Here is a 6972-nt window from a genome sequence, read left to right as displayed (position 1 = left end):
CTACCATCTGATGTTGTCCATGAATAATTATATGGACCTACTCCTCCTACAACAGTGATATCTATCGCTCCATTATTATCTCCATTACATAATAATTGTGTTAAAGATCCACTTACACTTGGCAGAGTTAAAATTGTAATATTTTGTGTTGAAATATTTGAACAAGTACCCGAAGTGGTATAAGTTATAGTATAAGTTCCTGGCGTAGAGGTACTAACATCTACAACACCTGTATTAGAATTAATTGACAATCCAGCTGGACTGCTAGTAAATGTACCTCCAGAGACACCTGAAACTGTTGGTGTTGGGTCTGTATCATCAACATAATAATATGAAGAATCATAACTAAAACTAGCATTTTCCAATGTATTAACGGTTACAGTATGAACTCCAGATGTTGCACTACAACTATTTCCATTTGTTACAGTATAGGTGAAGTCAACTGAGCCAGCCGATACCGGTGTTACAACCCCGCTAGAATTTATTGTTGCTATAGAATTGTCTGAAGAATTCCAAGTTACTGAACCTGAAGCTGTTGTTGCTAATGTAATATTACTACCTATACAAACTTCTGTTGGACCTGTAATGTTAGGTGTTGATGGTAAAGCATATACTGTTAATTCAAATGGTTCAGAAATAGTACTACAAGTACCATCATCAACCGTATATCGAATATTAGTAACACCCGCAGCAAGTGCGTTTACTACACCTGTTGTTGGATTGATTGTTGCCACATTTGTATCAGAAGAACTCCAAGTAATAGTTCCTGATGCCGACGTACTTAAATCGTTTATAGTTCCTCCTAAACATACATTATTAGTCCCACTAATAGCAGGAGCAATAGGTGCTGCATTAATAGTAAGCCTCACTGGTGTTCTTGTTTCACTTGAACAACTTGATGAAGGATCAACTTGCTCTGCGTAATAAGTTACATCTCCAACTCCTGTTAATGTTGGAGTTACTGTATTTCCACCAACTAATGCATCATACCAAACCACATTTGTTGTTGAGACTAATGCATCATTGGCATCTAAGGTTTGCCCTGCATCACATGCAACAATATCTCCATTACTAACTGGAGGTGTAACCGTACTTTTTACAGTAATAGTTACTTCATCAAAATCATCTTCTGAAATATTTATTGTTCTATAATTTGAATATGTTGTAGTTCCTGTTTCTGAAAATTGTATTCGGAACTGGTTTTGAAAAATTGCAGGTGGACTCGAAATATCAGCTGCAGTAACAGTGTAACTAGACGTGATAACCCATCTTTCACCAACCTCAAGAATACCATTAGTAACACCACTCTCAATGGGCCCAGTCAATGGTAATGACCCTGCATGAGGAAACATTACACTTGAATAAGTAGTTGGATTTAAATCCGTATCTCCATTATTGAAAATTTCTGCTTGGAAATTTAAAACAGTACCTACCTCCGAAACATTAGTGTTTCCTGAAGTTTCAATATTAGAAATACTAACACTTGTTTGAGCAGATGCTTTAAACGCAAAAAGCCCAATTAAAAATAATAAACATATAGATTTACTAAATCTACTCATTTTTGTTATGGTTAATTGATTATTTTTTTTCACGATTATTTCTTTAATTACCATTGTTTGGTGTTGAATCAGGGTCATTTAACGAACTATTTGTTATTTCTGCTTGATTTACAAATTCACCGCAGTTATCCACGGTAACAGTATAAGTTAAGCTAATTGAGTCTCCTACAGGCAATACAAAACCTCCCAAATCCCATTCAAGTTCACCTCCAGTAAACGTAACAGTTCCTTGAGGTGTTGAAAAATTTGGATGATTATAAGTAAAATCTGTTGGTATAATATCTTTAACCACTATATTACTTGGTGCCGAGGTACCACTGTTTGTAACGGTTAAAGTAAATGTAATATTGTCTCCTTGATCTGGATTAGAATTATCTACAACTTTTCTAAGACTTAAATCAGCATTACAACCAATTGATGTTTCCGTAATATCACATATACAAGGATTGTTGGTTGTATTTACTACCAATATAATGTTACAACCTCTTGCTATTGCTACCGAAAAGTCAATAGTATCATCTACAGAGCTACCAGCACTTATTGGGTTAGTTAATGTTTTAGATTTTAATAAAACATCACCGGCATCATAAGAGCCATTATTATTTACATCGTCATATGCTGAAACTACTGTACCAGCTGCCAAATCTATGGCTGATGTATTTTCTAGACTAAAGCCGGCAGAAATCTCTAAGTTACCACCATTTACAACTGAATTAGTGGATGCTGAAGATATGGATAATGTACTTTTTTCTATTGTTAATTGCTCATCTTCTTGGGCTGTAATACTATTTATAGCGGGACACGATACGCCACCAGTACTAGAACAGTCTATAAATTGTTCTACTCTAGTAGATACATTTAAATCATAATCAGTACAAGAAACTTCTTCTGGTGAAACCACTTCGACCTCAAAAGAAAAAGAAATTGAAGATCCAGAAGCAACTCCATTAGGCATTGTCCACGTTAAAACACGTTCGCCGGTTACACTATTAACAGTTACTGTAGGTTCACCAGAAGGACTATTTACACCTGCTATAAAAGAACCCGAAACATAATTAAATGCATCATCAATTGTTGCTACAATAGTTTCTATACTTCCATCTGTTACAACACCTTGATTGAAAATATTTACATCAATAACTTCTGTTTGACCACATGCTTGCAATAAATTATCAGTAGAAGTTACATCCACTGCGTAGTTAATATCTGAAGGAACTTGAGTTACATTTACTGGATTTGTTTTTATTTCACTCTGACCTTGTGAAGGATCTAACGGAGCTCCACATGAAGATTCACCTATAATTTGAGTTCCTATTTTACTACCAGAAACATAATCACAATCAAAGCTTGTATCAAAGATTAATTCAAATTGATTCGATGTTGATGCTGAAACTCCTGGTAATCCATTAGTTCCACTTATAGGAGAAGAAATTCCAGAAATATCAACCGTATATGTATTTGTTGGTGCATCATAGGTAACTTGAGCTTGATCAACAGAATAAGCTGTTCCATCATACATTAAAACACCAGAAGTATTATCTAAAATCATTCCAACGGGTAATCTAATCTCAGCTGATAATTTATAAGCATAACCATTAGCAGCATTGTTTACTGCTATCTCATAAGGAACAATAGCACAAAAATCATAAGATGCAGGTGGAACACCTAATACTGTAGATACATTAACAGAAGGCTCTTGCGTACTTAATGTTAGGGGTATAGTTAATGTGTTACAAATATAATTCCCAGAACCATCACTTAATGGATATCCCGTATCTGGATCTGTAGGATAGCTTGAACAATTTTGCCCAACCGTTACATTAAATGTATCGGTACCACAAACAGTAAACTCATTTGACCTAATTTCCAATTGCTCTCCAGATGCTGTAATATCACCTAATTGAGCCCAGTACTTCCCTGTTCCATAATCTGTTAGTGGAATTTCTGTTCCTCCACTCCATAATGTAGGCACTATATTATCATTTGGCACTTCAATAGCAATCCAAGTATTGTTTAAAATACCTCCACCAGAGGAAGTATTATTAATATTAACTATCCAAGTAGCAGTATTTGTATCTGTTGTAACTGTAGCTGTTGGAGAAGTTACTGTATATGTTAGTGGAATATATTGTGTTGGTCGAGGAATCGCTCTTCGAACCGGATTAACAATTCTACCTGGATTTGTAACATTTCTAAAATACTCTACTTCTGAAGTTGGCAATATGGTTATTCCAAATCTATCTCCAGAATATGACCATTCATCAACGTTACAATTTGGTACTACCTGAAATCTTATTTCTTTTATACCCCAACTTAATGATTCTTTTCCCTTTTGCCAAGTACCAGAATTTACCCATGTATATCTATTAAAACCTGGTTCATAATTATACGTTATTATAGGATCTCCTATTGCTTGTACAAATTGGTTTGGATAAGGAACATAAAAAGAACTTCCTGGCACATAATCTACACCAATAGGCACCAATATATCAGCACGTCTTACATGTCCAAAATTTCTGAACTCGTTAGGAAACAAGTCTCCTTCTTTAGAATAATTAGAAATATTATATCTTACTCCTGTATTAATTACACCACAACCGTCAAAGGTAGTACTCTGTTGTCTTAAGTCAGTAGAAGGTGTTGTTCTCATTTCCAACACACCAAATTCTTCTGTTAAATAATTACAAGTATGTCGTGTTGGGTTAGATAATGACTCTGCGGGTGAAGAAACTAAAATTCCAGTTAACTTTTCAAAAAAGGTATCCGTAATTGATGCTTCTTCTGATACTTTTAAATCAACATCAATAATAAACTTATCTCCAGCTCCAATATTAATTGAACTAAAATCTCCTCCATGAAGATCAACTATATGGTTAGTTTTACCACTATTATCTTCAATATAATTATATTGACCTAAATTGGTTGAAATTGTTGAAGCTCCACCTCCACTTGGTTGATATTCGATATTGATAGCTTTTATTCCTCCATCGGCTTGAGTACCAAACCAGTTTTTTGTATCGTATTCTAACAACGCATTTAAAAAAGTTAAATCATTTTCATTTACATCTACTTCTACATGCCAACGTACCATATCTCCTTCTAGGGCGTGATCAGTTCTTACGCCTGGTGTTGCTGCTGTAACTGGTGTAGTTTCTGTATTATCGGTATATCCAAAAGTAGTTCTATCGAATGAAAAGTTTGACACACACACTGAAGGTCCTGAACCTCCACAAGCAACAGTAAACGTTGGACCTGTACCACATAAATCTACGGGCTCATAAGTTGCATCTCCAATAAGGTGATATTCATATTCTATACTACCAACAAAACTACCTGAACAAGCAGTATCTACTTGTAAAGGAATTATTGGATCATGAGTAATGTTTGTTTTATAATTAGTTGGTGCAGAATTTGAAGAATAAATAGCTACCCCTGTAGTTGAGTTATAACTCACTAGGTTAAGAGGCTGCCCACCCCAAGTACCATTTCCGTTTGGACTAATTCCTGAAGGCAAAGTATAATGTATTTCCCAATACATTCCTGGAATATTTAATGTAGATATTGAAGGATTAGATCTTTGTTGTATACGAAAATCAAAAGTATCTCCTGGCACAAAATTAGAACTTCCTGATGATGAGTTTTCTACAAAAGAAGAATATCGCATATTATAAAAACTCCAAGGTCTCCATGTATTTAAACTATTATTTGGAACATTTTGAGAATTAGAGTTTCCACAAGAAGTAGTATAGCTATAAGCCCAACGTACAATAGAATAACCACGATTCATAGCATCACATTCTGTACCATTACCAGTGTCTACCAAATAATTATAAGTTAACTCATTGGTCAACACAAAAGAATGTCCTACTGGTAAATCATTGTATATACCATCTCCATCTAAATCTTCTAAACCAACTCCTGGTCCGTCTGGATCTGTAGTAAAATTAAAGTCTGTAAAACTTCCTTGAGCTCCACTATTTGCTACTGTAGTACCATTAACTGAAAAATTAGACCATGAATACATAACATAATCTGATGGAATATAAACTGCTCCTCCATTTGAAAAACCTAAATCAAATGTTAAGTTATGAATATCTCCAGAACCCGTACCGTCATTTCGAAATAAAAATTCTGCCGTATCTGAATTACTTGGACTCGGCCATGCTTTTTTCACAACTTCTGTATGCAAGTCAGGTGCTCCAGATGCTAAGGCAATACCTGATGTAGACTCATTACCTGTTAAACAAGCAGTAGTTGCCGCCAAACAACCTCCATACCCTGCTCTATATGTAATGGTTTCTCCAGCACCCAATGGGCAACCCAACAACTTTGCTGCTATTGTAATATCTATACTCTCATTTTTTTCAAACTTATTGTCATTATCACCCACAGTAGCAATATCAGATGGTCCAAGCACAATTATACTTGTTATCATTCCTCCTGAGGGACTCCCAGATCCATCAATAAACACACCTGAACCAGAATAAGTAACTTCTACATTAGTACTATGTGTTATATATGCATAAATATTAGTACTATATGCATTTGTACTTACAGGATCATTACCAATGGTAAATGTAAAATTTTGCGTTTCATTAACATTAAGAGAAGCTGAAGAAGGTACTATTGCTGAGTTCACTTCCAACACTGAATATTGTATTGTAGGATAATCAACTGTTTTAGAAATAGTTGGATTACTCACCAAAGTATGTGTAAGTTCTGGATCCAAAACTATTGTACATCCCGTAAGGACACTATACTCAATATCAATAAAATTAGAAGGGCCTGCTAAAGCATTTACTATATTAAAGATAGGTTTTTTAAAATCTGTAGCATCCACAGTAACTCCCGATGCAGGAGAAACCAACCCTAGAAACTCAGATTCTAAAGGTAATTGAACTTCTATTTTTTCATTAGCTACTGTTGGTCCATAAACCCTAAATTTAAATGTAGCTGATTCTCCACATGCAATAACTTCTGCTGGCAAATCAGTTCCAGGTGTCACTGCAATACTTTGAGCAAAAGTTTTGCCAATTGCAAAGAATATTATAATAACTAGTATAAACTTAATCTTTTTCATGCTTTAAATACTTCAATTTGGGGCTTAGTATCCCCAGCCAATAACGAAAAGTTTTAGCTTTAATTATGTAACAACTTAATTCATTTTTTTACTACTCATTTTATCAAATACTTTTTAATGTAAAGTACTTATTTTAAATCTTTTCTACTTTTTTTTATAAAAATTAGAATCCTCTATTTTTTTATCACTATCTATTATCTGTTTTAATTACCACTATTAGGTGTTGAATCTAGATCGGCTTGTGAGCTATTTATTATTTCTGCTTGGTTAATAAACTCTCCACAAACATCAACTGTGACACTATATTCTAGGGTAGCACTGTTATTACTTCCG

Annotated in this window: 2 protein-coding genes; both read right to left on the bottom strand. The window is 34.5% G+C overall.

All coding sequences use genetic code 11. The features are described from left to right. Positions 1 to 1559 (bottom strand): Ig-like domain-containing protein (locus EGM88_RS15685; RefSeq protein ID WP_162497604.1); only part of this gene is annotated, 1559 nt, incomplete at its 3' end. 43 nt (positions 1560 to 1602) lie between these two features. Next, positions 1603 to 6639 carry a DUF11 domain-containing protein gene (locus EGM88_RS15680; protein ID WP_123899355.1) on the bottom strand — a complete coding sequence of 1679 codons (5037 nt, stop codon included), beginning with the start codon at positions 6637 to 6639 and terminating at the stop codon, positions 1603 to 1605. Positions 6640 to 6972 lie beyond the last annotated feature (333 nt).

Source organism: Aureibaculum marinum (genome assembly GCF_003813905.1).
GTDB classification, from domain to species: domain Bacteria; phylum Bacteroidota; class Bacteroidia; order Flavobacteriales; family Flavobacteriaceae; genus Aureibaculum; species Aureibaculum marinum.
This window is presented reverse-complemented; position numbering and strand designations above follow the sequence as displayed.